This window comes from Sulfurisphaera tokodaii str. 7 (genome assembly GCF_000011205.1).
In the GTDB taxonomy this organism is placed as follows: Archaea; Thermoproteota; Thermoprotei_A; order Sulfolobales; family Sulfolobaceae; genus Sulfurisphaera; species Sulfurisphaera tokodaii.
The window spans coordinates 1,603,935-1,628,196 of sequence record NC_003106.2 but is presented as its reverse complement, the minus strand read 5'-3'; the positions used below and the strand labels follow the sequence as shown (position 1 = coordinate 1,628,196).

The window sequence follows — 24,262 nt, the reverse complement described above, 5'->3', positions numbered from 1 at the left end:
GTTAAATCAATATACCACCCTGATATTTTCCATTATACAATCTTTCTGTTGGTTTATCAAGTTTGAGGAATATTAAATGGTGTGTTGCCATACCTTTTTTGAGAGAGGAGTTATATACAGCTGTAATTGCAACGTTCACTTTACCTTTATAGCCAGCATCAATTACTGTTGGAGGTGCCAAAAAACCGTTTCTTGCTAATGTGCTTTTTAAGGTTATTAGTACTGCTAAGTCTGCTGGCATATTAAATTCTTCACAAGATTCAAATAAATAAGTGTGATTTGCGCTTAAGATAGCCCTTTCTTTAAATTCTATTTCTCTTAATGTTGCCTTCTTTTCCGGTAATTCGGCACCTTGAACTAGCTCGTAATATTTATCTCCACAGATTCTTAAATCATAGCCGTTTTCTCTGACATTTTCCTCAGAGTAATTTAAAATAACTTTGCCTAGTAAATTTTTAATTGATTGGTGAGAGAGAATCATCAATTTTTCTGTTAGCCCTTTCATCTTATAAGGGTTTAGAGTATTAAGATTAATGAAAGAAGTTGTAAAATTCCTATAACCAGTAAAGTTTTATTGAAACCAAGTAATATGTAAAGTAATGGTATTACTATACCAGCAATTCCGTAACCAGAATCCCTATAAAGTCTGTAATAACCTAAGGCTTTTCCCCTTACTTTTTCATTAATTATGTCATTTACAGCAGCTATTAAATTTGGATAAATCATTCCCATCCCTATTCCTTCTATTACTGAAAATAACATTGGATAAGATGAATAATGGATAAATCCTAAGAACATTAATATAAATCCTATGACTAATATAAATTTCCTACTATATAGATCTGCTAAATACCCAAACAATGGTTGTGAAAATGACCATACAAAAGCATAACTCGATACTATTAATCCCACTAAAGTTAAGGAATAATGCTGTAAGAGTAAGTAAGTAGGAATTAGTATAAAAAATGAGGAATCAACAAATTTCTCTAATAATCCAGCAATACTGATTTTTGTTATAGGAATCCATTTTATTTTTATATTTTCATTATTTTCCCTAATTAGTGTTTTAGTTTCCATTACCGTGTACGAAAGTATGACTGCTAGAATAGATGTGATTAAAAGAATTACAAAGCTTATTTTAAATATGTAACTAGCAAGTAAGCTTCCTATTGAAACTCCTAAATAACCGGACATTTCGTTAATTCCAGTAGCTAATCCAGCCCTTAATTTACCAGATATATCAATTTGGGAAGTTACTGTTGTTGTCCATGTTAATGCTTGATTTATTGCTAACAAGATAGAAATAATTATAATTGTATAAATGTTGGGTAGAAATAATAAGGGTATTGAGAATATTGCTACAATCCAACCTATTATAAGTAGTTTTTTTCTTCCTAATTTGTCAGAAAGTCTTCCCGCTATATAATTACAAGATCCTTTTATAAATCCGAAAAAGACTAATGGTAAGAGAACACTTAGCTCTAACGGAATGTGAAGTTGTTTTTCGAATTCTGGTATATCTATTCTTAAAGTTCCTAAGTATAATCCCGTAAAGAAAACTAAAATTGTGAATAACAAAAAGTGCTTATTCATAATATAGTAAGATTTAAAGTAATAAAAATCAATTATTCACTATGAGTGGTGAATTAGAGACAACTTTAATGAAACTGGGATTTTCACTTTATGAGGCTAAAGTATATTCTGCTTTATTATCTCTATGCAATTCTACTATAAGAGAGATCTCTGAGAAGTCTGGAGTTCCATATCAGAAAGTTTATGATGTAATTAAATCACTAGAGAATAAGGGCTTAGTTAGGATAATTGAAGGAAGACCTAAAAAGGTAAAAATAATAGATCCATCTTTTGCATTAAAAATTTACAGAGATAAAATTGTTAATGAGATGGATAATTATATTAAAATAATAACATCTTTTTGGAATGAGAGAAGAGAAAACGAGACAGAGCGTAGTTTGCATGTTAAAGGTATTAAAACCATTATTCGTATAATTAAAGATCTTGCTAATAAGAGTAATAAAATTGATGTTGTCTATGATAATTTACCAGATTGGTTAATAAAAATTTTAAAAAATTTTGATGGGAATTTAACTGTAGTTACGTCATCTAATGATTTAAATTTACATGGGAAGATAAAGATAGATAACGTAAAGTCTCGATTTATAATTTTTGATGATTCTTTATTAGTAACATTTAATGGTGATGATGAAATAATAATAGACTCTTGTAAAGGGTGTGTTATTCAAGCTAAGGAACATTTTGAATTATTAACTTATAAAAGTGAATAAGTTTTTTATAATTTAGGTAGATATTGTAATTTATGATATTTAGACAAATTATAAGTCCTACAGGAGGATGTATAACGTACATTTTTGGCTGTAGTGAAGCTGGAGAACTTTTTGTTATAGACCCTAAATATGAACATATTAATGAAATTATAAAATTGGCTGAAGATCTTGGAGATATGAAAATTGCATACATAATTGATACACATACTCATGCAGATCATATATCTGGAGCAAGAAAATTACAATCCCTTACTAATGCTAATGTATACTACCATGAGGAGTCTAAAGTTAGCTTTCAAGTTGAGAGACTTAAAGACGGTGAGGAAATAAAGGCTGGTAATGTCAAAATAAAAATTATTCATACTCCTGGGCACACACCAGATAGCATCTCTATTTTAATTTATGATAGAAGAAGGGATGAAAGCTGGAGTGAACCTTGGGCTGTATTAACTGGTGATACGCTTTTTGTAGGCACTGTAGGGAGAATCGATATAGGTGGTGAAGATTCAGCAGAAAAACTGTACTATAGTCTAAGTAAGTTAAAAGAGCTACCAGATTATGTAGAAATTTACCCAGCACATACTTCTGGATCTGTTTGTGGATATGGTATTAGTGGTAAACCAAGTTCTACAATAGGTTTTGAAAAGAAGTTTAATCAATTATTTAAAATAAATGATAAGAATGAATTTATAGGAAGAATTACTAGTATCTCTTTGAATAAACCTAAGCATTTTGATGAAAATATTAAAATAAATATAATTGGAGTAGTATGAGCAATTAAAGATTTTTATTATAAAAGATATAGAATTAAAAAGTTATTGAAATCAATTCATATAATAAGTTTATAGAATTTTTTTATTATTTTATTTCTCTTAATTCTAAATTATCTAAACGATTATCTTCATAATTTTATTTACTTTATGTTCATTTACCAAGCATAAGAGATAGTCCTCAACACTGAAATCTCTTCTAACCTAATAGCACAAGGATTATACTTCATCCTTTTCAGCATAGCTTTCACTTGTAAAAGATATCATATTTATATTTAACGTAGACAAGCATAAAAGCTCTTTCCAATCTAGAAAGAATTTGAGTTAATATGGCTTTATTTAACGTTCTGAAACTTATAAGTATTAAACAGATTTAACTAATATTTCCTAAGTAAAATATTAATCGGGGAATATAAAATATTTCGAGATTTCTTGAACATTTCTAATTCCTCTTATTAGTTTCTCATCTGCTGTTAATATAATATCGTTTACTTTCTCTGCTAAAGCTATTAAAGACGCGTCATAAGTTGTTAAGCTATACTTTAAGCTTATTTCGTAAGCTGTCTTAGCTAATTCTTTCCCACTTACTACTTTACACAAATCTATATAAGATAAACCCCTCGCTAATATTTCGTCCCCCTTTTCTTTGCTTAACTCATTTCTTACTATCCTTTTACGGATAACATTTGGGAATTCATAAAATATCAAATCCAAAACGTAACACTCGTCTACATTTTCAATTTCTTTTCTTATGAATGCACTCATCTTCTCAGGAATATAGAGTGCAAAGAGTGCTGAAGTGTCAATAATAGTCATTATTATCCCTATCTTCTCTAACGAGTTCTGCAGAAGAAGAATAATATCCATGAGATTTTAAAAGCTCTTCTCTTATCCTATCTGCTTCTTTTAATTCTCTTCTCATTTTTTCCTTCCTTACTACTTCTTCTAAGTAGCTCCTAACTAAGCTAGGATAATCTATTCCTAACTCTTCTAATTCCTTTTTTAATTTCTCGTCAACTCTTATTGATATAACGGTAGTTGTCATAATGTTTTCTTCTTTTGTAAACATTTAAAGTTTACTTATGATATCAGTGAAGTTTCTCTTTATAATTCCCTACCACGGAAATTAACTTAAAACTGACAAAACGCGGGGCAAGCCTCGCCTTTTAAGGCGGGGTAAAGTTTTTAATCTTAGCTTAAAACTATTAATAAAGTGCGGGGAAGCCCACAAAGGTGGGCATACTGAAGATATGTGTCCCCGCACAGAACTACATATCCCCGAGTCCCCAAGAGCCAAGAGCAGAGGGCAACTCTTGGTGAGGGATAGGGGTAATGGGCTGAAGACCCAGCCCGTGGTCTACCGCTGGACGAACGGAGCGGGGTGGGTGTGTATAACACCCACTAGCTATGAAGTTGTGAGGATGAAGGTGGTAAACCACAAACCTATGAACCGCCCTAAGGGAACCCTCGCCCTTTAGGGCGAGGAGGAGGTCAGCATCTCTCTTATCAGCCCTAGCTTTTTCTTCTTTTTGTCATTTTTAAGTGATTTCGACGCATTTTTCTGCATCAGGATCAGGATGTGCGGTAACTAAGATTAATTCATCCCCTCTTCTCGCAATCACATACCTTATTTTAGCACAACATTGAAAGTGGAGAATTATTCTCCATCTCTCAGTCTCCCCTAATCTTTGATTAGGTATTTGTGGAATACCTCTTATTCTCTCTAGAAAATATAAAATTTCCTCACTAAATGGGTCAACATTACAATTGAGTTTTTTCAAGTACGCACTTATATCATTTTTATGCCTTTCAACGTGAGGAGAGAAGGCCAGCATTCTCAAGAACTTTTTCACTATCCATCGTATCCTTAACCTCAATCTCAACCTTAAGAGGCTTAAATATCTTGTCGAGTGACATAATTATTTCACCTTCAAAATGAGCCCAATGCTCGGCCTCACCATTTGCCAGGATTATTGTAATGAAAACGCCGTTATAGGTAAAAGACACACCAGATAGTTTACCACTATTAATATTTGAAAGAACTTTTTCACTATCCATCGTATCCTTAACCTCAATCTCAACCTTAAGAGGTCTATAAAGTTTATCAAAGAGCATAATTATTTCACCTTCAAAATGAGCCCAATGCTCGGCCTCACCTTCACTTAAATAGATGACTATAAGATTTCCTTCTCGTTTTATCCTTGAAAGTGCTCTAACTCTTGAAGCTTCTTCAAGAAGTTCTTCAGGTGTTAAAGGAATATCGATTATCTTTTTACCACTTTTCAAAAAATTAGCATACTCCTCGAGAAATCTAGCAAATTTTTCAACTTCACTATCCATAATGAAATCTTATCTACACAAGTATTTAAATCAAAATATGCCTTAAAGGTGTAACAGATTACAATCATTAACTAGGAAAATAGTAGTTACTACTAGGTTCTTGTGCTATCTCTTTTAATACCCTTGAACTTGTAACTACAATAAGTAAGTTCATATATTAATTTATATTATTTAAATTAAATAAAAGAGATTCAATATTCATACTATCATTCAGCACCTTTTAGTTAGATTATATACTTTTAGTTATTTATATTATACTTAGCATACGTAAAATCTCATCAATAAATACAAAGAAAATAAATCAAATTTTTTCTCGAAGAGTTATATACTCTATGGAAAAGTTTAGATTACATGACACTTCTTACTGTAAGAGTGTTTACTGCATTACAGGCTTCTTTTTCTCCCTTTTTACACGCCTCTATCAATAGGGTAGTTGCATCTCTTTCATCTCCTACTCTTCTCAATGCATTAGCTATAGCAACTAAAATAGAAGCACTTACTTCATTATTCTTTAGTATTTCTCTTCCTATTTCTTCTAGTTTATCGCGTTTTCCTTGAATTACTAATATATCTAATGCCTTATTAACATGCTCATTTAAAGTATTGTTTATCACACCGCATTCTACAACGCTCTTTAAGTTTTGGCATTTGTCTAAGTCAAAGTAACTTCCTATTTTATCCAATACTTGGAACATGTATCTGCAATCAATGCTTTCAAGCAAGTTGCAAATGAACCAATTGTATTCACTCTTAGTAGATGATTTAGTAATTTCAAGGACAATTTTAACACCTTCATCTATATATCCGTCTAAAAGGAATTTCTTAGCATCCATTAGTTTGCGAATTATTTCGGATTTAACTATAGTCATATGTTTAGATATTACTTAAAGGCTTAAATTTCTTCCACCTATAAATCGAGATAGATAACCAACGTCGTTCCTTCTATCTAAAACTAAATCAGTAGTTATATTCCCCATTGATGGAGCATAACTCCAACCAAGTCTACAAGCACCCGTAGAGATTACAACGTTTTCAGCTTTGCCGATAACTGGAAAACCATCAGGAGAGCAAGGTCTATAGCCCATATACAAATCGTAAACATAACTTATGTTAACTAGAGATTTAGCATAGTTTAGAAATATTTCAGCCCTAGAAGAGTCTGAAGAAAAATCGCCGTCAAAACCACCAGTAATCTTAATAAAGTCAGAGTTTTTTACTACTGCAACGCCTAACTCAGCTAGGACTGAAGGGAAATTTACTTTCATTTCGCCTTTAACTCTATAACCATAACCTTTAAATGCAGTTATAGGTAAACCTACGTTCCTTAACCATACTCCAGCAGATAAAACAACTTTATCGAATTTCTCCTCTTTTCCAGAGTAATACACTTTTGCATCCTTAGATACTTTATCTACGTTCACATTAACTACTTTTGCATCCTTAATCTCCTTTGTAATCCTATCAATAAATTTGTGAGTATCAACTTTTGATAGCTCTGGAAAATAAATACCACCGGCAAAGCCCTTAACCTCCATAATCTCAAACTTAGGTCTAAAGGGACTCTTTTTCTCCTCAATAATTCCTTTCTCGAGCTCCTTTTCATCAGAGTAAATTTCTAACAGCCCAGATTCCTCATAATCGAAATCGTTCTTTTCTTCAGCTAACCTCCTATATTCTTTTAAGGAAAATAGAGCCATTTCCTTCATAGTTTCCCAAGCTTCTGTTGGTGGTTCTTTATCTAGATTCTTAAGTAACTCTATTACCCATGCTTTGTTTAGACTTTTTACTGATGTAACTCTTTTACTTATGTATCTAAGCATCTTAATAATCATACCAGTAGTGTTTATTCTATCAAACCTATATGGTTCAATTAGACCAGCGGCATGAATTGATCCGCTACCTAAGAAATCTTTTTCAAATATTGTGACTTCTGCTTCCTCTTTCAGCAAATAATAGGCTGTAAATAAGCCTACAATTCCTCCTCCTACGATTCCGACTTTCAACTTTCTAACCTTTTTAATACTTTCAATGCTCTTTTTTTAACATTGCTTTCTTTTTGTGTTAATTCTTGTAGAAATTGAATATTTTGAAGCAATTCATCTTTTGTAATAAAGTTTAGATTTACTAACTGTGAACTTACTTCCCACGCATAAATTCTTACACTAGCTTTTTTATGTTTTAGAAAATCTATATACCTTTCCTTATCTTTGGGTTGAAATATGTTCTCTTTAACTAATTCAACAAATAAATTCCAAGCTTTCTTTCTAATTGTAGCCCATCTACTTTTTAGTAACCTCCAATAAGAGTATCTAACCTCGATTACTTTATCTTTCTCTACTATACCTAATTGAATCATTTCTAAGACGTGAGACCACGCTGACCATTTAATCCTATCTGAGTCAGCAGTTAATGCCCTATCTATACCTTGAACTAGAAGAGCTTTGTAAACTGGTAAATGAGACCACGCTTCATCTCTTACTCCTTGTAACTTATTCCACAATAAAGACCTTAAATAACCTAATGAGTCTTCAAGGTACTTTCCGTTTCCGGTATCTACTATATAAGTTATAAGTCTCCATGCTTCATCTCTTATACTCTTATCCGGACTTCTCAGATTTCTGAGGATCTCATGTTTACGCCTTAAAATATCATCAATTTTCTCCACTTCATCCACCTGAAGCTGCTAAAAAAACTTGAACTTTATCACCATCATTTAATCTTTCATCCTCAACTATTGGTAAACCATCTTTTACAACAACACTACCTTGAACTCTATATCCGATCTTTTTAAGCAAATCCTTTACAGTAGCTTTCTCTGGCAGTTCAACAACAATTTCCTTATTTTCTCTTACCAATTGTACAGTTACTTTCACATAGAGTTATAAGAGTGAAAAAATTTAACTTTAAGCCTTTTTTGACAATTCAAAGAATACTCTCCAAAACGGATCCTCTGCAGGCTTTTCTATTCTCTGCTTACTACCATCTTTCTTAACTAATGTAACTCCATCACCTTCTTTAACTTCACCAACAATAGCACTTTCTATTCCTTCTCTCTTCAATGCTTCAACAATTTTCTCGCCCTTATCACTTATTATAATCATTGTGCCTTCACTTATTGAAGACCAAGGATCTATATTAACTAACGATGTTACTTCTTTAACAGCTCTGTTTATGAAAAGCTTATCCTCATAAATTCTTAATTCTTTCTTCGTAACCGTAGCGATTTCTACTAATGCATTCCATACTCCACCCTCAGTTGCATCATGCATCAAATGAATTCCAACATTTGAGGCAATTAAACCATCTTTCCAACAGCTCATCTTCCAATACATGTCATAAGCTTCTTTAAATATATCTTGAGGAAGTCTCTCCCTGAAGTACTCGGGATAAAGATTAACTAAAAGTCCAGTAGCTTCAATTGCCGGTCCTTTAGTAATTATAATTGAATCACCTATTCTAACCTTTGATGGGGTACCTAGCTTTTCTTTTTCGCCAATACCAATCATACTAAACCCTCCAACCATGGGATAATCTGTCCCTTCATATACACCAGTATGCCCACCTACTACCATTACATTTATCTCGTTTAAGGCTTCATGAATTCCTAACCACATTTCCTTGAATTCTTCATCTCTGATCTTAGGAGGTAAGTTTAAGTCAATTAATGCGTATTTAGGAGGAATTCCAGAAGTCATAACATCGCTTGCTAAAATATGAACAGCAAACCAGGCAGCTTTCTTAAACCCAAATTGGGGAACTATAAATACTGGGTCTGATTTTACAACTAAAACTCTGCCATCACCTAAATCAATAGCACCAGTATCTACACCACTTTGAGGTTCAACAATAACTTCCTTATGTCTTTTCCCTAGATTGGGATAAATTATTTCAGAAAAGATTTTCTCGTCAATCTTTCCCAGTCTCATAAATTTAAGAAAGAACGAGAAGTTATAAAAATGTGAGTGAGAAGGAAAAAGTAAAGAACGCTTATGAACATATTGTACATAGGCGAAAGCCTGTTCCATATCTCTCGTTAATAAAGGGAAAAATAGTTGGTGATATTGGTTGTGGTTCGGGTCAAAATTGTTTAGCATTAGAATCACGTTTTGTTATTTGCCTAGATATTGCTTTAAGGCAATTAATTGAGGCTAGAAAAAAGGGTTGTGATAATTTAGTCCAGGCTGATATGGAGTATTTGCCTTTTAGAGATAACACGTTTGACTCCTTACTTTATATAGCTTCATTACATCATTTAAAAGATCCTTCATTAGCGCTAAAGGAATGTTATCGATGCCTAAAAAGTGAAGGAGAGGTTTTAGTTACCGTCTGGCTAGTTCAACCAAGATTCTTTTTCAGACGAAATGTATTTCTGAGAAGTAGGATTAATAACCTTGTAGTAGAGAGATATTACCATCTTTATTTCCCCTGGGAGCTAAGAAGAGTGATGACAAAGCAGGGGTTTTTCCCAGTTAGGACTTTCCTATATAAGGTAAATTCTCTATTACCAAATAATGAATTATTTTATGGTATAAAAAAAGTTTAGTTTAACTACCTAAAATTTTATTTATCCTAGCCTTCTTTAGTTCCTCCATTAGATTAACTAGTTCTTGTATTGAATACCCTAGTGGCTCAATTTTATCTTTTCCTTCCTTAACGATTTGTACCGCTAATGGAAACAATTCCTCAACTCTTTTTACAGCATATTCTTTATCTTCGATTAGGGAAAGACCAAAACTTACATGCCTTGCTTCATCTTCTATTATTCTTTTTATACCCTCATTAAATTTTAACAAGTTATATTTTCTTGAAGTCTCATTAAGTATCTTTAATCCTACAGTAGCTAGTACACCTTCAGTTATCATATGAAATCTTGTTGCAATGTTTTCTCTCCATCTAGAACTCTGGAAGTCTTCTACTAATCCATCGAATAATTTTATGTAAGAAGGAGGAAGTCTAACAGTAGTTAATGGATCCTCTTTGAAGTATTCATTAAAGAAGTCGAAATGCTCTATTTCCTCAATAACTTGTTGCAAGGAATAATTCGCTATTATTTTTGCTTTTTCAAATGATAATTTCTTTAATATCTTCCATCTGTCCATTATACTTGCTGGATAAAAGTGGGCTGATAGATATTTTATTCCTTCTCTTATCTCTTGGGGAGTTGAAAACCAATTCTTATCCATATTTTATATTTAAAAGATAAACTTAATTAACTTTATCTTAAAAATGCTTAAAAAGTATGAGTAAGAATTAAAATTTGTTTTTACTCTTATATACATGTGGATATAACACTATTTATTTTGATCCATTTTATTCTTTTGTTTCTTTTCTTATCCTTAACTACTTCAATTATAACTAAATTAATATCTAATTCGTTTTATATTACCAGAATTTTTATAGCAACATTATTTAATATTTTCTTTTTTTATCTATTTCTATATATAATTTCGTTACCATTATTATCTTTAATCCTCAGTTTTCTTATTTCAATTTTAGTATTCAGAATAGCAATCTCGTTAAGCTGGCAAGATTGTTTAAGTTTAGCTTTTACTTTTATTCTTTCTATCTTAGTCTACTTTAATCTTATCTTCATACATATTGTACATACTTTATTATAGACTAAGATTTTCACCTTAACTTGCTTTTAATATCTTGTGTAGTAGTGTTATGCGACTGCTCAACAAGAAGATAAGAATTGAGAGATTAAAATTAAAGAAATGTTAATCCATTACTAAGTGTCCATAAGAATTTCATAATATAGCAAAAACATTTTTTATTTGATGGCAAATGTAAAATTATGAATGATGAGGAAATAGAAAAGATTATGAAAGATTTGGGCTTAATGATCAGGAAACCTCCAGAGGCAAAGGAGTATTTTCATATTGCTACTTCTCCTCCTCAAGGTTTTCCAGTTGTTGATATTATTAGAATAAATAAGGACTCACCTTTTTATCTCGTTACAATGGGCATACTAATTCACCCTAATCATAAATCTGCAATAGGAAATATGAAAGAAGAAGAAAGAAGAGAATTTCTAGGTAACCTTGTAGAAGATCTTCTAAAAATGAGCGTTGATATAGCAATACTTCCACCTAATTCTGAAGTGCCCGAAATTATTCAGGTTTCAAAGATAGTTTATTCGGAAGGATTAACAGCAAATGAATTCTTAGACGCTTATTATACCGTGAGAAATGCTGGAATATTTGTCATTAATAGAATAAATAGAAAATTCGGAAATACAGCATCTAGGAGAGGTACATCGTCATATGTTTAGAAAGACCAAAATTATCGCGACTTTGGGACCTAGTAGTGAAAATCACATTGATGAATTAGTAAAGTATGTAGACGTAATAAGGTTAAATTTCGCGCATGGAGATAAAGAACAGCATGAAAAGTACTTTAATCTAGTAAAAAATAGAGTTCCTATTCTAGTAGATTTGCCAGGGCCAAAGCTTAGGATCGGTGATTTAGGGAAAAATATGATATTACTTAAACCTGGAGATACCATAGAATTTGGAACTCAAATCCCCGTAGATGATATTTTATTCTTTAAACTTATCAGAAAAGGTTCAGAGGTACTAATATCTGATGGAAGAATTAGAGTAAAAATAATAGAGGCTGGAAACAATTACGCTAAGGGATTAGTAGAAGAAGGAGGTATTTTAACATCCAGAAAGGGTATAAACATCCCAGATTCCGAAATACCAGTAGGATTGACTGATAGGGATTTAGAGTTATTAAAATATGCTTTAGAAATGGGAGCAACATTTATTGGACTCTCATTTGTAACTTCACCAGAGGAGATTAGAAAAGCTAAAGAAATTGTTAAAGACCAAGCCTGGATAATAGCTAAAATAGAGAAAAAATCTGCGTTAAAGAAGTTGAAAGAGATAATAAGGGAAGCCGATGGTGTAATGGTTGCTAGAGGCGATTTGGGAGTAGAAGTAGGTTTAGCTAATTTACCACAAACTCAGAGAAGAATTGTTAGACTGACTAGATTATATGGTAAGCCCGTAATTTTGGCCACACAAGTGCTTGAGTCAATGGTTACTTCTCCAATTCCAACTAGAGCTGAAGTGATTGATGTTGCAAATTCAATAATTCAAGGTGTTGATGCGATAATGCTTAGTGATGAAACTGCCATGGGCCAATATCCTATAGATGCTGTAAGGACTTTGCATGAGCTAATATTAAGTGTTGAGAGATCTTTTAAACCCAGACCTCCACCACCACTAAAAAATATAGATGATGCAATAGCATATTCAGCTGTATCTGCTTCAAATCTGGCTTCTTCATCTGGTATAGTAGTTTATACTAGGACTGGTGCTTCAGCACTAAGGATATCTAGGTTAAGACCAGTAGTTCCAATAATAGTATTAACTCAAAATCAAAGGGTCTACGAGAGACTAAAACTTTGTTATGGAATCTACTCTTTTATTTCAGAAGAATTAAATAGTCTAGATAATATTGTTGAAAAGAGCAAAAACATAGCTAGACAAGTAGGTTTAAAGAACACTATAATAATAATTGCTGGTGGAATAGAAGAAGGGTCAACTAGATTTTTAAAAGTTGAGGAGATCTAATTCTGTCTTCAGTTAATTTAAAACTAAATAATAGAATTTATATTTCCAGAAATATATACTGTAAACTAGCTTAGTTAAAGTGCTACATTACTAAATCTTCCCTAACGTCTATTAATCAGCATGTGTTTTAACCAAAAATTAATTAAATTTAAAATTTTACTATAAGAAAATTTTTAATTTTTCTAATTTAGTTTTAAAAAAAATAATAGATAAAAACTTTTATTTTAACTCTGCTGGACTTGTAATAGATATACATTCTGAGGAACTAGTATGTAAAGTGGATAACTACTTGGAAATACCATACTGGTGATATTTACATTATAACTTATTACTTCCCATGGTGTAACTTCTTTTTCGATCAATAAATAGTATGTGTACTTAGTGTAATTATAAGTATAGTTGTAAAGTAATTGCCATGTATGGAAACGCTCACTATAGCCGTATAATAACCACTCACCTTTATATATATTTATGTCAAATTGATATACTTCTATAGGATTTGTATAATATAAAGTGTTAAAGTAGAAATGGGGAGGTGTTTGAGCATTTGACCCCATATATGGATACTGAATATATACACCACTAATAGTATAAGCTGGGAAATAATCAAGCTCTGGTCCATAATAATGTGAGTTATATGCTGGATTACTGGGCGGATATACAGACCCCAATTGGTAATAATACCAGGTATAAGGATTAACTATCTGTTCACTAAACCAAACATACGTATATAGGTATTGTATGGTATATCCATAGTAAGGAGTTCCAGATCCAGCTAAAAATGGAAAAGCGTACCACGTAATATTTACAGGTGTATAAAGACCAATGTTAAGAGCTGACGTATTTGCACTATCATTTTGTATCGGTACATAAAAGGTCATATTTATCCATCCCTTTTGTTGTGCTGGATAAACGACTACTTCTACACCAGAAACACCGTAATTAAATGTTTGACCGTTAATAGAAACATTTAAGGGAACTAAAGCATAGCCTGCTGGGCCGTAAACTCCGCCTAAATAGGTCCAATTAGGATCGCTAGATATACTCTTAATAGGACCGGAAAATGGTATACCATAATTATGATAATATGGGAATACAATTGAATCGGAAGAAGAGTCATTATTACCTATTTTGCTAATATTAAACCAACTTCCTTCAGAAGTCACTATAATAGCCCAAGGATATCCTTGTAAAACCTCAGAAGCTGGAACTTTTGTTACTATTATTGAAGTATTCGCAATGTAACCATTAGGATATATTATATGAGTAATTATCATTGGATTTGGAGAATAAATGTAAGCCACACCGTTTTGCACGAATTCTGTTACTGGTGAATCCTCAGCTAGCGATTGAAGTTTTTGTATAGTATTTATTGTAACTTGTGTTTCTCCATTCTGTATATGAATTATTATAAGTAATGCTAGCAATAATATCTGAAGAAAAATTAAGGTACCTAAAATACTAGATATACCTCTCATGTAAGTATTTTAAAAAAATAAGGGGACAGTGTACTCTGAAATTAAGTGACATAATATAAGACATAATAACCGGCTAATCCATCAATCATTGATTTGACCACAGCTGTTCCATTTAAATAATTAACAAATACTGCAGTTTCATTTACCGGAGTACCATTAGCTAGAGTTAAATACCCTAATGGAATTATTGTAACTTCTGATACTGGAGTCCCAGAAACATTATATAGCGGTCCAGGAATGTTCAACGTTGTTACTGCAACATTTATTGGTTTATCAGAGCTAACATTAACTAAGAATATAACAGAACCTAAAGTTGGATCGTAATAAATCCATTTAGCATCAGAAGTGGTAAAATAAGCTGTTAATGTTGCTACTTGTTGCTGTGTAGTGAAATTAACTATAACTATCTTTATCCATGAATTAGAAATAACATAATATATTGAATTACTAATATTAGTTATACCATTATAAGATGTATTTACTACATTAAAAACTGTAAATGTTGAGTAAATTGAAAGATACAGGGGTTTTGCAATTAGTGAAGACTGGCTATATGCTATAATCCCTAAAAATCCAATTAGTAGAAGTAAAATAGCAAGATATTTCATAACAAATTCTATCAATTAGAGTTTAATAAACTTTTCCCAAATTATTCTCTATATAGAATTCAGTAAAATCTTTAGCTCTTATATAATCTCAAAATCTACTATAAATTCTCTTTTGAGCCATTCCTACGATGTTTTATATTTTTATTAGACCTAGATTTTTCAACAACAAGAGAGTTATACTAAATAAAATTTCAAACAATGTTTAAAAGACATAATTAATTCTGATTGGTTTAGTGCTAAAAAGAAACACATCAAATTATCTTTAATTTTTCTCCTGATTTAATAAATTTTACTAAATAAGGAAAATTAATCATAATACTCTTTTTAATGCACTTTTATTTTTTTCCATATATGATTTATACGCATTCTTCTCCATTAATAGAATAGTCACATTAATGGAATCAGTATGCTTATAAATTTCATCTAATACTTGAGTAATTATCCTCGCATTTGTTCTACAATCCATATCAGTTATTCCAATTAAATAGTAACTTCCATCTTCATCAACATACGCCTCGACAGTACCATTAATTAATTCTGATAATTTCTTTGCTCCAGCTATAATTGCATCATTCATAATTTAATTTACTTTTTTGTCCTTTATAACTATTGCGTCTGAGATTCCTTGCCATTTTAATTTATAACCTAAGAATTCTAGCACTTCCACTATATAATCGCCGTAGGCTGATACAAGCTCCTTTAAACTTTTATTGTCAAAATTTTCATTACGTAGTTTTTCTAAAAATTTCTCGCTAACATAATAATTCTTTAAGAATATATAGCCAGGGAAAATCTTAATATTTTTTCTTATAACCTCAACAGGTAGAGAAAGTTTACTAGCAATCTCGTTCAGACTTATAATATCCCCAGAAATTGTATAATCAACCTTTACCTCATTTAGATATTTATTTTCTAGCTCTCTTAGCCACTTATAAACTAAAGAAATATCTATTTTTCTTTTGTAAGTTATCACGTTCATACCATTAAACTTCTCTTTCCCTAGTTCTTCGTTTAATAATATAAGAATTGGATACTTTACTTTCTTTAACTTATCTAACTTTTCCTTTATATACTCCTTCGTCCAAAAACCTACAATCTCAACATAAACTTTTAGATTTCCTTTTTCTACTAGAAAATCTGGGATAAATACTCTATTATCAACAACTAAAGGTTCGGGTTCTCTGATTATTTTCCATCCCTTAATTACGTTTGTAAAATCCTTGTAAAACTTCTCTTCAACACTACTATCAAACCTCTTCTCATCAATCACTAATTCTTTTAATTCCTTGAAATTAGCTAGTTTTAATTTGTATACTCTTTTGAACTTTTTTCCTAAAACTAATTCAGCCTCTATTTTCCAATTCTGTGAAGAAATAATAAATTGCAAAAGAACAGCAAGATTTCTTCCGTATTTTTCGGTTAGTTTGACTAATGTTGCAGGGCCTAAAAACTCAAACCTTAATGGTTTATCATAGGCAAAATACATTAAACCTAACCATTTTGCCCTTCTTATTATTTCCTTCCAGTTTGAAGAAACATAAACGGTTAATTTATAAGCCTTGAAAAGTAGTGTTTGTAAAAGAGAGAGATTATACCATCTAATTAAATCTTCAGCGGAGATAGTTGGCGCTTTTATTATTTTCTTTTCCTCATCTAAATCAGAAAAAACAAAACGCATTATATCAGCTCCTAGTTTTTTACTAACTTTTTGAATAATATCTTCCCTTTCTTTCTCGTCAAGTACCGGTCCATACTTGAATAACTCTCTTCTAATTTGAATTGGTGGTATAGGTGAATCTAATTCAAACTCACAAAGTCTAGTTAATAATTTAACAAAAGCCCTAACAAGTTTATGGTCATAAATCTTTTCTAAATATTCAATCTCTTCATCGATCTCCCCTAATTTTTTACCAGCTTTAAACAAAGAAATTATCTCATTAGCTAAATCTAAATCCTCATTCGTAGCAAAATGAGGTAATACTTCATCTTTAACTATGGAAAATCTTGCTAATTCCCACGGTAACACACTAAATTATATTAAGAAGAAATATTAAAAGTATGATGTGGTATACTTAAGATACTTTAAAGGGTTAATACTCTCAGATGCTTATGCTCCAGGTTTAAAATGGAGTGATGAGCTAAAGGCTTATTCTGCATTAGCCTTCAAGTATAGGGATGTCAGAAAATATTTCCTTGAGAAAGAAATAGAAGTCGAGGAGAATGTAATAGACTCCTTACCTTTCCCACTAATTAAAGATAAAATTGAGCTAAGAGATTACCAAGCTGAGGCTGTAAAAGCCTGGTTAAAGGAAAAAAGAGGAATTATAGTTCTTCCTACTGGAGCTGGTAAAACGCAAGTGGCATTAAAGATAGTCTCAATCATGAAGGTAGCTACTCTAATAGTGGTTCCTACAATAGATCTAATAACTCAATGGAAAGAGAGAATAAATAAATACCTAGACTTTGATCCCGGAATTATTGGAGGAGGGGAAGACTCGCTAAAAGGTATAACAGTTATAACTTATGATTCCGCATATACAAGAGCTGAAGAGTTAGGGAATAAGTTTCCCTTGTTAATATTCGACGAAGTGCATCATTTACCCTCAGAAGGATACTCAATAATGGCTCAACTTTTTGCTTCTCCATATAGATTAGGATTAACAGCAACACCAGAGAGAGATGACGGAAAACATGAGCTTTATCCTATACTTGTAGGACCAATAGTTTATAGGAAGAGCGTAGAAGAACTAGCTGGAAAATATATTGCTAAATATAAAATTAAAAAGTTATATGTTTCTTTAACTAACGAGGAAAAGAAAAGATATGATGGACTACGAAAGAAGTTGAAGGATTTTCTAAGTTCTAGGGGATTAAAGTTACAAAACTTAGATGATTTCCATAGATTAGTTAAACTAGCTGCAAAAGATAAGGAAGCTAGGGAAGCTTTACTAGCATGGCATGAATCACTTAATATTGCAGTAAACTCACAATCTAAGATAGAGAAGTTAAGAGAAATTTTACAGGAATATAAAAATGAGAAAATAATAGTATTTACTAGAGATACTCAGATGGCATATAGAATTTCAAAGACTTTTCTAATACCAGTTGTAACGTATAAGACTGATAAAGACGAGAGAGAGGAAATTTTACAAAAATTTAGAGATGGTGAATATAGAGTTATTGTCGCATCTACAGTTTTTGATGAAGGAGTAGACGTGCCAGATGCAACGTTAGCTATTGTAATGGGTGGTTACGGTACTAAAAGACAATTTCTTCAAAGGTTGGGAAGAATATTAAGGAAAAAAGACAAGGAGGCTTTATTAATAGAAATAGTCACTAAGGGAACTGCTGATTATAGGCTAAGTAGGAGAAGGAGAGAATGAAAATAAATGGAAAAGAAAGTTTTTATTTTCATAATCTTATTATTTCTTATGGATGATATTTTTAAAACAATGATTAAGTATGGCCCTATGCAATTAGCAATAGCTATGATAATGGTTGGTATTGCTATAAATCTAGAACAATTAACTATAATTGGAAGTGTTTTATTGAGTATAATGATAGGATTTTTAATAAATGATTATAGAAAAAAGAATTCAACTAAAAAGGGTACTTAATTGAGCAATTCTTCAACTGTCAAATTCAGAAATTTTCCGAAGTAACTGTAACAATAGTTCATTTTTACCGTAAAATATTTTCTACCAAAAAAATATAAATAAGGTTTCAAACTAATAACTGATGGATAGCGTAGACAAGAAGATCTTACTATCCCTTTTCAAAGATGGAAGAATTTCACAAAGAAAAATTGCTGATGAGGTTAAATTATCAGCTACTTCTCTGAATTATCGTTTTAATAAGCTCATAGAAGACAAAATTATTCGCTCTTTTGTATTATACGTAAATCCTAACTTTTACGGAAAATACGTAGGCAGAGTAAGTTTTAAAAACATAAAAGACTTCGATTCAAGCTTTGTTAACGTAAAAGTTAAATGTTTAGAAGAGACCATGTTTTATGAGATTGAAGGAAACTCGATTAATGATTTACAAGATAAAATTTCTTACATGAGCAAAGAACTAGGGCAATATGACATGATTTACCTTCCTCAACAGAATCCTCAAAAGCCTTCAGGGGTAGATATAGAGATTGTTAAGACTCTTATTAAAAACCCTAGGATGGAGATAGGAGAAATTGCTAAGGAGATTAACATCCCTTCAAAGACTATAATAAGAAGGCTTAATGTGTTAGTTAATAAAAATCTTATCAAAATAATTCCGGTAATAGATTTGAGTAAGAGCGATATAGTAGTATTTGGAATATTTTCCTTAATTGTAAACAAAATGGAATTTTTGAAGCAATGTGAGTTCTTAAGATTTACTGACGGAGATAGGGGAGTAGTTGTATGTGCAGTTGATAATATTAAAGTAGCTGAAAACTATGTATCTCAGGTAAAAATGAGTGACCCTAACTCTAAGGTCATGGTAGCTACAGATTATGAGATTAGAAATGAAAATGCAAAGAACGAACTAGAAAAAATTGAGAAAGATGCTATATTAAATAGCACAGATAGTTAGGTTTTCTTCATTTTTTCAACGATTAGAAACGCTATGTAAAGTATAACTGGAATTAAAGACAACCAAAATACAAAAGTGGGATATGATTTTATTAGCATTATTATTGTTGCCCCCTGATACTTTGTTGTTAGATTTTCCTTTCCAATAATTACTAAAGGATAATTTAAAGGTACACCAAGAGCTTTACTTACTAAGAAGTCTACTACAAGATAAATAATGATAGGATCTATTACATAGAATATCGGTAACCAAAACATCGTAGAATATCTATAGTTTTTCCCTTTCATAGAAAGAATAATTCCATAGACTAGGTTTACAGCGACGTAAATTCTCACTGCATTAAGCAAAATATTTAATATTTCCGCAATAATTATCTTCTCACCTAAGAAGTACAAATTAATTTGAAATGGTGAATCATAAATTTGGAAAATTCCACCTACACTATAATACCACCAAGGAATAGGTATTAATACTATCGCGAGAGAAGTTATATAATATGCTAACAACACTGGGTATTTCATAAAGTGGTCTCCTCTGATATAACTGTATCAAGAATTTTTATCTTTATTATAATTGTTTCATTCTTCGCATTTATATTACTTACAAATCCAGAAAAATTCGTTATTATTAACGTAAGATTTTCATTACTATAAGGTAGTATTACTTTACTTTTACTTAAATATAAGTATTTTCCACTAATATTACAGATTATAATCGAAATATTAAGAGGATTCTTAACGTTAACTATTAGACTACTTTTATTAAAAGAAACTAGGGAAAATTTTAGGTCATTACTAACGTTAGAAAATGAATTAATTTGTTGAATTCCCTCATAATAGCTATTTTGTATAGTAGAAATATAAAGAAGAATAAATATAATAGCAAGTATAATTCCTACTATTTTCCCCCAATTCACGTTAATCTTATTACATCATGTAAATAATAAAGTTAGATGATTAAAAGAGGAATCCTAGATTTAGTTACTGCTTCAGCATTATGGGGTACTATTGGGATAGTTACGCAAATAGGCTATGAACATAATGCAAACGTATTCCAGATAATACTATTTAGAAGCCTTTCCTCTTCATTGCTAGTTTTCATGGTCTTCAGAAATGTAAAGACAATCCTAGATAGGATTTCCTTGATAATGGGGGTTGTGGCTGTTATATTCTATGAAACTTATGTCTATAGTGTTAATATTTTAGGAGCTTCTCTTTCAGCTGTATTTTTATATACTGCCCCGTTATGGGTAATTTTAGCTTCAAAAGTTTATCTTAAAGATGAAATAAATAACAGAAAGATTTTAGCTTCAATACTTGTAGTAATAGGAGTATATCTAATTTATTTTTCAAAAATATCCATAGTTAGCATAGGTTGGGGGATTGCTTCTGGATTCACTTATGCTCTACTTATTATTTATTCTAGATTTATGCAAATAAAAGGATATAAAGATCAAGAAATATTAGCATCTCAAGCTTTTTGGAGCTTGCCATTTTCCTTGTTATTTTTGATATTATCACCAGACTTAACAGGTTCTTCAATATTAACTGGAATATATTTAGGTATTGTAGCAACATTTTTAGCTTATATTTTCTTTTATAGAGGAATGAGACTTACAGATTCTATAACAGCTTCCATAATATCCTCACTAGAACCAGTATTTACAATAATTTTTGCAATAATAATACTCCATCAGATTTTAACTCCACTACAATTTCTTGGATCTGGGATAATAATATTTAGTTCTATATTAATTTCACTTTAATACTATTTATGGTAATAAGAAAGAGTTTTTCCGTCAGCTTAAGACTTTGAGAAAATCTTAAATATCTACTGCGAATCTGATGAGAAGTTTACCTTTCCTCAATAATATTTGTTATCACTACTAATCCTAGTAATTTCATCTCATTAATTAACTTTTTAATTCATAATATATAACATCTCTTGTGAATCTAATACTTGAATTAGCAAATTATATTGGTATAATCGCTTTTGCAATCTCTGGATCTATGAAGGGAATAAAAAAAGGAATGGATTTACTTGGGGTATTAGTATTAGGATTTTCAACCGCTTTAGGTGGTGGAATCACAGCTGACATTCTTCTTGGAATAAAACCACCAACAAACTTAGTGTACTTGCCCTATCCTCTAACTGCATTAATTGCAAGTTTTCTTACATTTTTATTTTATAAGATATTTGCTAATGTTGGGAAACCGTTACTTTACGCTGATGCAATAGGTCTAGGAGCTTTTACAGCATCTGGTGCATCATTAGCTTATTCAATAGACCCTTCTCCTCTTCTAGTTATAATGATTGGGACTATTACAGCCGTAGGAGGGGGAGTAATTAGAGATATACTTTCTAACGAAGTACCTGTCATTTTAACTAGGGAATTTTATGCTACCGCAGTTATAATTGGTTCTGGAATTTATTTCTTATTAAGATATGAAGGAGAAAGTAATTATTACGATATAATTATATCCTTTTTAATAACTACTGTTTTGAGAATAATAGCAATGAAACTAAAATGGGAACTACCAAAAGTAATTAATACATAATATGTAAAAATTTACTTAATTCTGTTTGTTACACACTAGAAAATTATCTGTAGATATTTTATCTGTGAGTAATATTATAACCGAGGCATTTTTGTCATTGGCTATCTTTCTTATAGTGTTCATTAAAACTTCTTTATCTTCTCTGGAATATGGTAATATTATACTAAGAGATTTTGACCTAGTAAAAAGCATGCTAACAAATTTACCAAAATCACTAACCCATTTAAAATTATAAAGCCAACAAGTATTATAACCCAGCTTATTATTAATCTCTACAATGTTCTCCTCAACTAATCCTTTAAGACTTACTGTCATTCAATTTCAGTATACTCTTTATATATCTAGTTTTAAAATTTTTGCTCTCTAAACACTTTAATACTCCAGTTTAAAATCTGTTAAAGTATTTTTATAAGACTTCTAGCTTAAAAAAGAAGTTAAAAAATTAACTCAAAAGTAAGTTTTAAAATAAACAATTTTTAGTTTATACATGGCTGAGAAAAAATCACTTTTCATTAGAGAGAGCTCAGGTTTAATTAAGCAAGTAAATCTATTAGACGCTGTTATGTTAAATCTAGGCAATATGTCTGCTGGAGAAGCGTTATTCCAGTCGATTTCTCCATATATTAGTAACGGTGCAATACTTTGGTTAGCCAGTATATTGGGGTTTCTACTATCAATACCTCAGATTATAGTCTATACTTTCATGACATTAAAAATAAGAAGAACTGGAGGGGATTATGTATGGATTTCTAGAATTATAGATGGTCGTTTAGGATCAATTCTAGCATTGTCATATTTAATTCAATCAACTGCATTCTTTGCGATAATAGCATTCTTCTCAGCTTCCTCAGTTAACTCAGTACTCTGTACTATAGGTATAATGAATCATAACCATCAACTTATAAACTTAGCAAATTCAGTCTTTGTAAATCCTTACGGAAATGTAACACTTGACCAAAGATTAATATTCTATGCAATTTCGGCAATTTTCTTTGGAATAGTTATCGCTCTTAATATTAGAAAAGCAAAATGGGGTTTTACTTTAGTTACCGTATTGGGAATATTTTCCATCTTTGCCTTATTACTGGCAATGATTGTTGTTGGTGTTAACTCTGGTGATTTCTTTGCTAAATTACAACCATTCTTATCAGCATATAATATTTCAGCACCAGTTGGAAAAAGAGCGTTTTTACCCAGTAACTTTAGCCTATTAGCAACCCTTTCATTACTTCCACTATTTGCATTATATACTTATCCATGGATAAATGCTGGTCCTTCAGTATCAGCTGAGTTTAAGAATTCCGATAAAGTGGCTAAATTAAACATTATTATAGCCTCAGTAGTAACATTCCTTTTAGTAACATTAGGATTTATGGAAATGGACTTAGTGGCAGGCTATAATTTTAACATTTCAGCCTATCCCACATTTGTTTATAACTTTTGGACTGTCGCAATAGCATTGGCTGGAAATCAAGCATTACAATGGATTATAGGACTTGGACTTATACTATGGAACTTTTACACATTGTCCTATGGCGTTGTTATGTTCTCCAGATACGTTTTCGCACTCTCATTTGATAGAATATTACCAGAAAAATTCACCGAAGTAAATAGGTACGGCTCACCAGTATACGCCCACTTACTCGATTTAACAATCACACTTCTCCTCCTATTAATTCCAGTATTTTCAATTAATGCTGCAGTATCATTATACGGAACTACAATTTTGGGTGCTATATATTTATTCTTTGGAGTTTTAGCTGGAACGCTGTATGGTTTTAAGAATAATGAGAAGATATTGAAAGTTTTCGGAATTTTAGCAAGTGGTTACTTAGCCTATTTAACATACGAAGCCGCAACAAACCCATTAATAGGTTTCACAACAACACAAGGGATTAATATAACAACTCTATTGTTCGTTATATTAGCATATGTGTTCGCTATTGGAGTATTCTCAGCATCTTATTTAAAGCATAAAAGAGAGGGTGTAGACTTAACTATTTTATTTAAAGAGATACCCCCTGAGTAGTTAAGGTAAAAATTAAGATAT

General features: G+C 31.2%; 30 protein-coding genes and 1 pseudogene. 12 read left to right on the top strand and 19 right to left on the bottom strand.

The annotated features are described in order from the left end of the window. Position 1: 1 nt before the first annotated feature. Both STK_RS09125 and STK_RS09120 read right to left on the bottom strand, forming a co-directional pair. A complete protein-coding gene (locus STK_RS09125; RefSeq protein ID WP_052846981.1) occupies positions 2-481 on the bottom strand; it encodes a dCTP deaminase in 480 nt (159 codons plus the stop codon). A gap of 35 nt (positions 482-516) precedes the next feature. Further along, entirely contained in the window at positions 517-1,593 is a 1,077-nt protein-coding gene (locus STK_RS09120) for an MFS transporter (RefSeq protein ID WP_010979690.1), read from the bottom strand. Between the two features lie 41 nt (positions 1,594-1,634). On the opposite strand from STK_RS09120, the gene STK_RS09115 reads away from it, so the two are divergent. Together STK_RS09115 and STK_RS09110 are read left to right on the top strand one after the other, a co-directional pair. Beyond that, on the top strand, positions 1,635-2,303 hold the full coding sequence (locus tag STK_RS09115) for a TrmB family transcriptional regulator (RefSeq protein ID WP_010979689.1): 669 nt from the start codon (positions 1,635-1,637) through the stop codon (positions 2,301-2,303). A 32-nt stretch (positions 2,304-2,335) separates the two neighbouring features. After that, on the top strand, positions 2,336-3,076 hold the full coding sequence (locus tag STK_RS09110; protein WP_010979688.1) for an MBL fold metallo-hydrolase: 741 nt from the start codon (positions 2,336-2,338) through the stop codon (positions 3,074-3,076). A 396-nt stretch (positions 3,077-3,472) separates the two neighbouring features. Here STK_RS09110 and STK_RS09105 read toward each other — a convergent pair whose 3' ends face one another. Together STK_RS09105 and STK_RS09100 are read right to left on the bottom strand one after the other, a co-directional pair. Further along, the gene (locus tag STK_RS09105) at positions 3,473-3,889 is read right to left on the bottom strand and encodes a type II toxin-antitoxin system VapC family toxin (RefSeq protein WP_052846615.1); all 417 of its coding nucleotides are present in this window, start codon (positions 3,887-3,889) and stop codon (positions 3,473-3,475) included. Next, complete coding sequence (locus STK_RS09100; RefSeq protein ID WP_198429672.1) at positions 3,876-4,118, bottom strand: antitoxin; 243 nt, start codon at positions 4,116-4,118, stop codon at positions 3,876-3,878. The genes STK_RS09105 and STK_RS09100 overlap by 14 nt, the downstream gene beginning before the upstream one ends. A 169-nt stretch (positions 4,119-4,287) precedes the next feature. On the opposite strand from STK_RS09100, the pseudogene STK_RS15310 reads away from it, so the two are divergent. After that, positions 4,288-4,551: pseudogene (locus STK_RS15310) on the top strand (hypothetical protein); the annotation flags it as partial. Positions 4,552-4,611: 60 nt separating this feature from the next. On the opposite strand, the gene STK_RS09095 reads toward STK_RS15310, so the two are convergent. From STK_RS09095 to STK_RS09065, 7 genes are all read right to left on the bottom strand, one after another. Continuing rightward, positions 4,612-4,908 (bottom strand): hypothetical protein, encoded by a 297-nt coding sequence (locus tag STK_RS09095; RefSeq protein ID WP_052846614.1) that lies wholly within the window; start codon positions 4,906-4,908, stop codon positions 4,612-4,614. Beyond that, on the bottom strand, positions 4,883-5,413 hold the full coding sequence (locus STK_RS09090) for a hypothetical protein (protein ID WP_010979683.1): 531 nt from the start codon (positions 5,411-5,413) through the stop codon (positions 4,883-4,885). The genes STK_RS09095 and STK_RS09090 overlap by 26 nt, the downstream gene beginning before the upstream one ends. Before the next feature lie 347 nt (positions 5,414-5,760). Next, entirely contained in the window at positions 5,761-6,282 is a 522-nt protein-coding gene (locus tag STK_RS09085; protein ID WP_010979682.1) for a DUF1955 domain-containing protein, read from the bottom strand. A gap of 15 nt (positions 6,283-6,297) precedes the next feature. Continuing rightward, a complete protein-coding gene (locus tag STK_RS09080; RefSeq protein WP_052846613.1) occupies positions 6,298-7,416 on the bottom strand; it encodes an FAD-dependent oxidoreductase in 1,119 nt (372 codons plus the stop codon). Next, positions 7,413-8,087, bottom strand: a complete 675-nt coding sequence (locus STK_RS09075; protein ID WP_010979680.1) for a hypothetical protein — start codon at positions 8,085-8,087, stop codon at positions 7,413-7,415. Before STK_RS09075 ends, STK_RS09080 begins: the two co-directional genes overlap by 4 nt. Beyond that, on the bottom strand, positions 8,080-8,286 hold the full coding sequence (locus STK_RS09070) for a MoaD/ThiS family protein (RefSeq protein ID WP_010979679.1): 207 nt from the start codon (positions 8,284-8,286) through the stop codon (positions 8,080-8,082). Before STK_RS09070 ends, STK_RS09075 begins: the two co-directional genes overlap by 8 nt. 30 nt (positions 8,287-8,316) lie before the next feature. After that, positions 8,317-9,339: an AIR synthase family protein gene (locus STK_RS09065; RefSeq protein WP_052846612.1), complete on the bottom strand. Its 1,023-nt coding sequence runs from the start codon at positions 9,337-9,339 to the stop codon at positions 8,317-8,319. A gap of 32 nt (positions 9,340-9,371) precedes the next feature. Here STK_RS09065 and STK_RS09060 point away from each other — a divergent pair, with 32 nt between their 5' ends. Continuing rightward, positions 9,372-9,956, top strand: a complete 585-nt coding sequence (locus tag STK_RS09060; RefSeq protein ID WP_010979677.1) for a class I SAM-dependent methyltransferase — start codon at positions 9,372-9,374, stop codon at positions 9,954-9,956. Position 9,957: 1 nt separating this feature from the next. Here STK_RS09060 and STK_RS09055 read toward each other — a convergent pair whose 3' ends face one another. Then, positions 9,958-10,596: a hypothetical protein gene (locus STK_RS09055; protein WP_010979676.1), complete on the bottom strand. Its 639-nt coding sequence runs from the start codon at positions 10,594-10,596 to the stop codon at positions 9,958-9,960. 614 nt (positions 10,597-11,210) lie between these two features. On the opposite strand from STK_RS09055, the gene STK_RS09050 reads away from it, so the two are divergent. Beyond that, positions 11,211-11,687, top strand: a complete 477-nt coding sequence (locus STK_RS09050) for a DUF2299 domain-containing protein (protein WP_010979674.1) — start codon at positions 11,211-11,213, stop codon at positions 11,685-11,687. Further along, positions 11,680-12,996, top strand: coding sequence for a pyruvate kinase (gene pyk, locus STK_RS09045; RefSeq protein WP_010979673.1), 1,317 nt, complete (start codon positions 11,680-11,682; stop codon positions 12,994-12,996). The genes STK_RS09050 and pyk overlap by 8 nt, the downstream gene beginning before the upstream one ends. A gap of 224 nt (positions 12,997-13,220) precedes the next feature. Here the strand turns inward: pyk and STK_RS09040 are convergent, their stop codons facing one another. From STK_RS09040 to STK_RS09025, 4 genes are all read right to left on the bottom strand, one after another. Beyond that, a complete protein-coding gene (locus STK_RS09040) occupies positions 13,221-14,474 on the bottom strand; it encodes a hypothetical protein (protein ID WP_010979672.1) in 1,254 nt (417 codons plus the stop codon). A 41-nt stretch (positions 14,475-14,515) separates the two neighbouring features. After that, positions 14,516-15,082 carry a hypothetical protein gene (locus STK_RS09035; protein ID WP_010979671.1) on the bottom strand — a complete coding sequence of 189 codons (567 nt, stop codon included), beginning with the start codon at positions 15,080-15,082 and terminating at the stop codon, positions 14,516-14,518. 310 nt (positions 15,083-15,392) lie between these two features. Next, complete coding sequence (locus tag STK_RS09030; protein WP_052846611.1) at positions 15,393-15,659, bottom strand: hypothetical protein; 267 nt, start codon at positions 15,657-15,659, stop codon at positions 15,393-15,395. 3 nt (positions 15,660-15,662) lie between these two features. Beyond that, a complete protein-coding gene (locus STK_RS09025; RefSeq protein ID WP_010979670.1) occupies positions 15,663-17,108 on the bottom strand; it encodes a DUF790 family protein in 1,446 nt (481 codons plus the stop codon). A gap of 37 nt (positions 17,109-17,145) precedes the next feature. On the opposite strand from STK_RS09025, the gene STK_RS09020 reads away from it, so the two are divergent. From STK_RS09020 to STK_RS09010, 3 genes are all read left to right on the top strand, one after another. Beyond that, positions 17,146-18,465: a DEAD/DEAH box helicase gene (locus STK_RS09020; RefSeq protein WP_010979669.1), complete on the top strand. Its 1,320-nt coding sequence runs from the start codon at positions 17,146-17,148 to the stop codon at positions 18,463-18,465. A gap of 48 nt (positions 18,466-18,513) precedes the next feature. Then, complete coding sequence (locus tag STK_RS09015; protein WP_052846610.1) at positions 18,514-18,699, top strand: hypothetical protein; 186 nt, start codon at positions 18,514-18,516, stop codon at positions 18,697-18,699. A gap of 121 nt (positions 18,700-18,820) precedes the next feature. Beyond that, positions 18,821-19,654 carry a winged helix-turn-helix transcriptional regulator gene (locus STK_RS09010; protein ID WP_010979668.1) on the top strand — a complete coding sequence of 278 codons (834 nt, stop codon included), beginning with the start codon at positions 18,821-18,823 and terminating at the stop codon, positions 19,652-19,654. Here the strand turns inward: STK_RS09010 and STK_RS09005 are convergent. Further along, entirely contained in the window at positions 19,651-20,175 is a 525-nt protein-coding gene (locus tag STK_RS09005; RefSeq protein WP_010979667.1) for a hypothetical protein, read from the bottom strand. The genes STK_RS09010 and STK_RS09005 overlap by 4 nt on opposite strands. Beyond that, positions 20,172-20,570 (bottom strand): hypothetical protein, encoded by a 399-nt coding sequence (locus STK_RS09000; protein ID WP_010979666.1) that lies wholly within the window; start codon positions 20,568-20,570, stop codon positions 20,172-20,174. Before STK_RS09000 ends, STK_RS09005 begins: the two co-directional genes overlap by 4 nt. Before the next feature lie 36 nt (positions 20,571-20,606). Here STK_RS09000 and STK_RS08995 point away from each other — a divergent pair, with 36 nt between their 5' ends. Together STK_RS08995 and STK_RS08990 are read left to right on the top strand one after the other, a co-directional pair. Next, the gene (locus tag STK_RS08995) at positions 20,607-21,419 is read left to right on the top strand and encodes a DMT family transporter (RefSeq protein WP_010979665.1); all 813 of its coding nucleotides are present in this window, start codon (positions 20,607-20,609) and stop codon (positions 21,417-21,419) included. Positions 21,420-21,600: 181 nt separating this feature from the next. Beyond that, the gene (locus STK_RS08990; RefSeq protein WP_010979664.1) at positions 21,601-22,212 is read left to right on the top strand and encodes a trimeric intracellular cation channel family protein; all 612 of its coding nucleotides are present in this window, start codon (positions 21,601-21,603) and stop codon (positions 22,210-22,212) included. 15 nt (positions 22,213-22,227) lie between these two features. On the opposite strand, the gene STK_RS08985 is transcribed toward STK_RS08990, so the two are convergent. Next, positions 22,228-22,527 (bottom strand): DUF4898 domain-containing protein, encoded by a 300-nt coding sequence (locus tag STK_RS08985; protein ID WP_052846608.1) that lies wholly within the window; start codon positions 22,525-22,527, stop codon positions 22,228-22,230. A gap of 172 nt (positions 22,528-22,699) precedes the next feature. On the opposite strand from STK_RS08985, the gene STK_RS08980 reads away from it, so the two are divergent. Continuing rightward, on the top strand, positions 22,700-24,241 hold the full coding sequence (locus STK_RS08980; RefSeq protein ID WP_010979663.1) for an APC family permease: 1,542 nt from the start codon (positions 22,700-22,702) through the stop codon (positions 24,239-24,241). Positions 24,242-24,262: the final 21 nt, after the last annotated feature.

Bases quoted from the DNA above. Each gene is read 5' to 3' on its own strand.
- STK_RS09125 (WP_052846981.1), bottom strand. From the start codon at position 481: ATGATTCTCTCTCACCAATCAATTAAAAATTTACTAGGCAAAGTTATT.
- STK_RS09120 (WP_010979690.1), bottom strand. From the start codon at position 1,593: ATGAATAAGCACTTTTTGTTATTCACAATTTTAGTTTTCTTTACGGGA.
- STK_RS09115 (WP_010979689.1), top strand. From the start codon at position 1,635: ATGAGTGGTGAATTAGAGACAACTTTAATGAAACTGGGATTTTCACTT.
- STK_RS09110 (WP_010979688.1), top strand. From the start codon at position 2,336: ATGATATTTAGACAAATTATAAGTCCTACAGGAGGATGTATAACGTAC.
- STK_RS09105 (WP_052846615.1), bottom strand. From the start codon at position 3,889: ATGACTATTATTGACACTTCAGCACTCTTTGCACTCTATATTCCTGAG.
- STK_RS09100 (WP_198429672.1), bottom strand. From the start codon at position 4,118: ATGACAACTACCGTTATATCAATAAGAGTTGACGAGAAATTAAAAAAG.
- STK_RS09095 (WP_052846614.1), bottom strand. From the start codon at position 4,908: ATGCTGGCCTTCTCTCCTCACGTTGAAAGGCATAAAAATGATATAAGT.
- STK_RS09090 (WP_010979683.1), bottom strand. From the start codon at position 5,413: ATGGATAGTGAAGTTGAAAAATTTGCTAGATTTCTCGAGGAGTATGCT.
- STK_RS09085 (WP_010979682.1), bottom strand. From the start codon at position 6,282: ATGACTATAGTTAAATCCGAAATAATTCGCAAACTAATGGATGCTAAG.
- STK_RS09065 (WP_052846612.1), bottom strand. From the start codon at position 9,339: ATGAGACTGGGAAAGATTGACGAGAAAATCTTTTCTGAAATAATTTAT.
- STK_RS09055 (WP_010979676.1), bottom strand. From the start codon at position 10,596: ATGGATAAGAATTGGTTTTCAACTCCCCAAGAGATAAGAGAAGGAATA.
- STK_RS09050 (WP_010979674.1), top strand. From the start codon at position 11,211: ATGAATGATGAGGAAATAGAAAAGATTATGAAAGATTTGGGCTTAATG.
- pyk (WP_010979673.1), top strand. From the start codon at position 11,680: ATGTTTAGAAAGACCAAAATTATCGCGACTTTGGGACCTAGTAGTGAA.
- STK_RS09040 (WP_010979672.1), bottom strand. From the start codon at position 14,474: ATGAGAGGTATATCTAGTATTTTAGGTACCTTAATTTTTCTTCAGATA.
- STK_RS09035 (WP_010979671.1), bottom strand. From the start codon at position 15,082: ATGAAATATCTTGCTATTTTACTTCTACTAATTGGATTTTTAGGGATT.
- STK_RS09030 (WP_052846611.1), bottom strand. From the start codon at position 15,659: ATGAATGATGCAATTATAGCTGGAGCAAAGAAATTATCAGAATTAATT.
- STK_RS09015 (WP_052846610.1), top strand. From the start codon at position 18,514: ATGGATGATATTTTTAAAACAATGATTAAGTATGGCCCTATGCAATTA.
- STK_RS09010 (WP_010979668.1), top strand. From the start codon at position 18,821: ATGGATAGCGTAGACAAGAAGATCTTACTATCCCTTTTCAAAGATGGA.
- STK_RS09005 (WP_010979667.1), bottom strand. From the start codon at position 20,175: ATGAAATACCCAGTGTTGTTAGCATATTATATAACTTCTCTCGCGATA.
- STK_RS08995 (WP_010979665.1), top strand. From the start codon at position 20,607: ATGATTAAAAGAGGAATCCTAGATTTAGTTACTGCTTCAGCATTATGG.
- STK_RS08985 (WP_052846608.1), bottom strand. From the start codon at position 22,527: ATGACAGTAAGTCTTAAAGGATTAGTTGAGGAGAACATTGTAGAGATT.
- STK_RS08980 (WP_010979663.1), top strand. From the start codon at position 22,700: ATGGCTGAGAAAAAATCACTTTTCATTAGAGAGAGCTCAGGTTTAATT.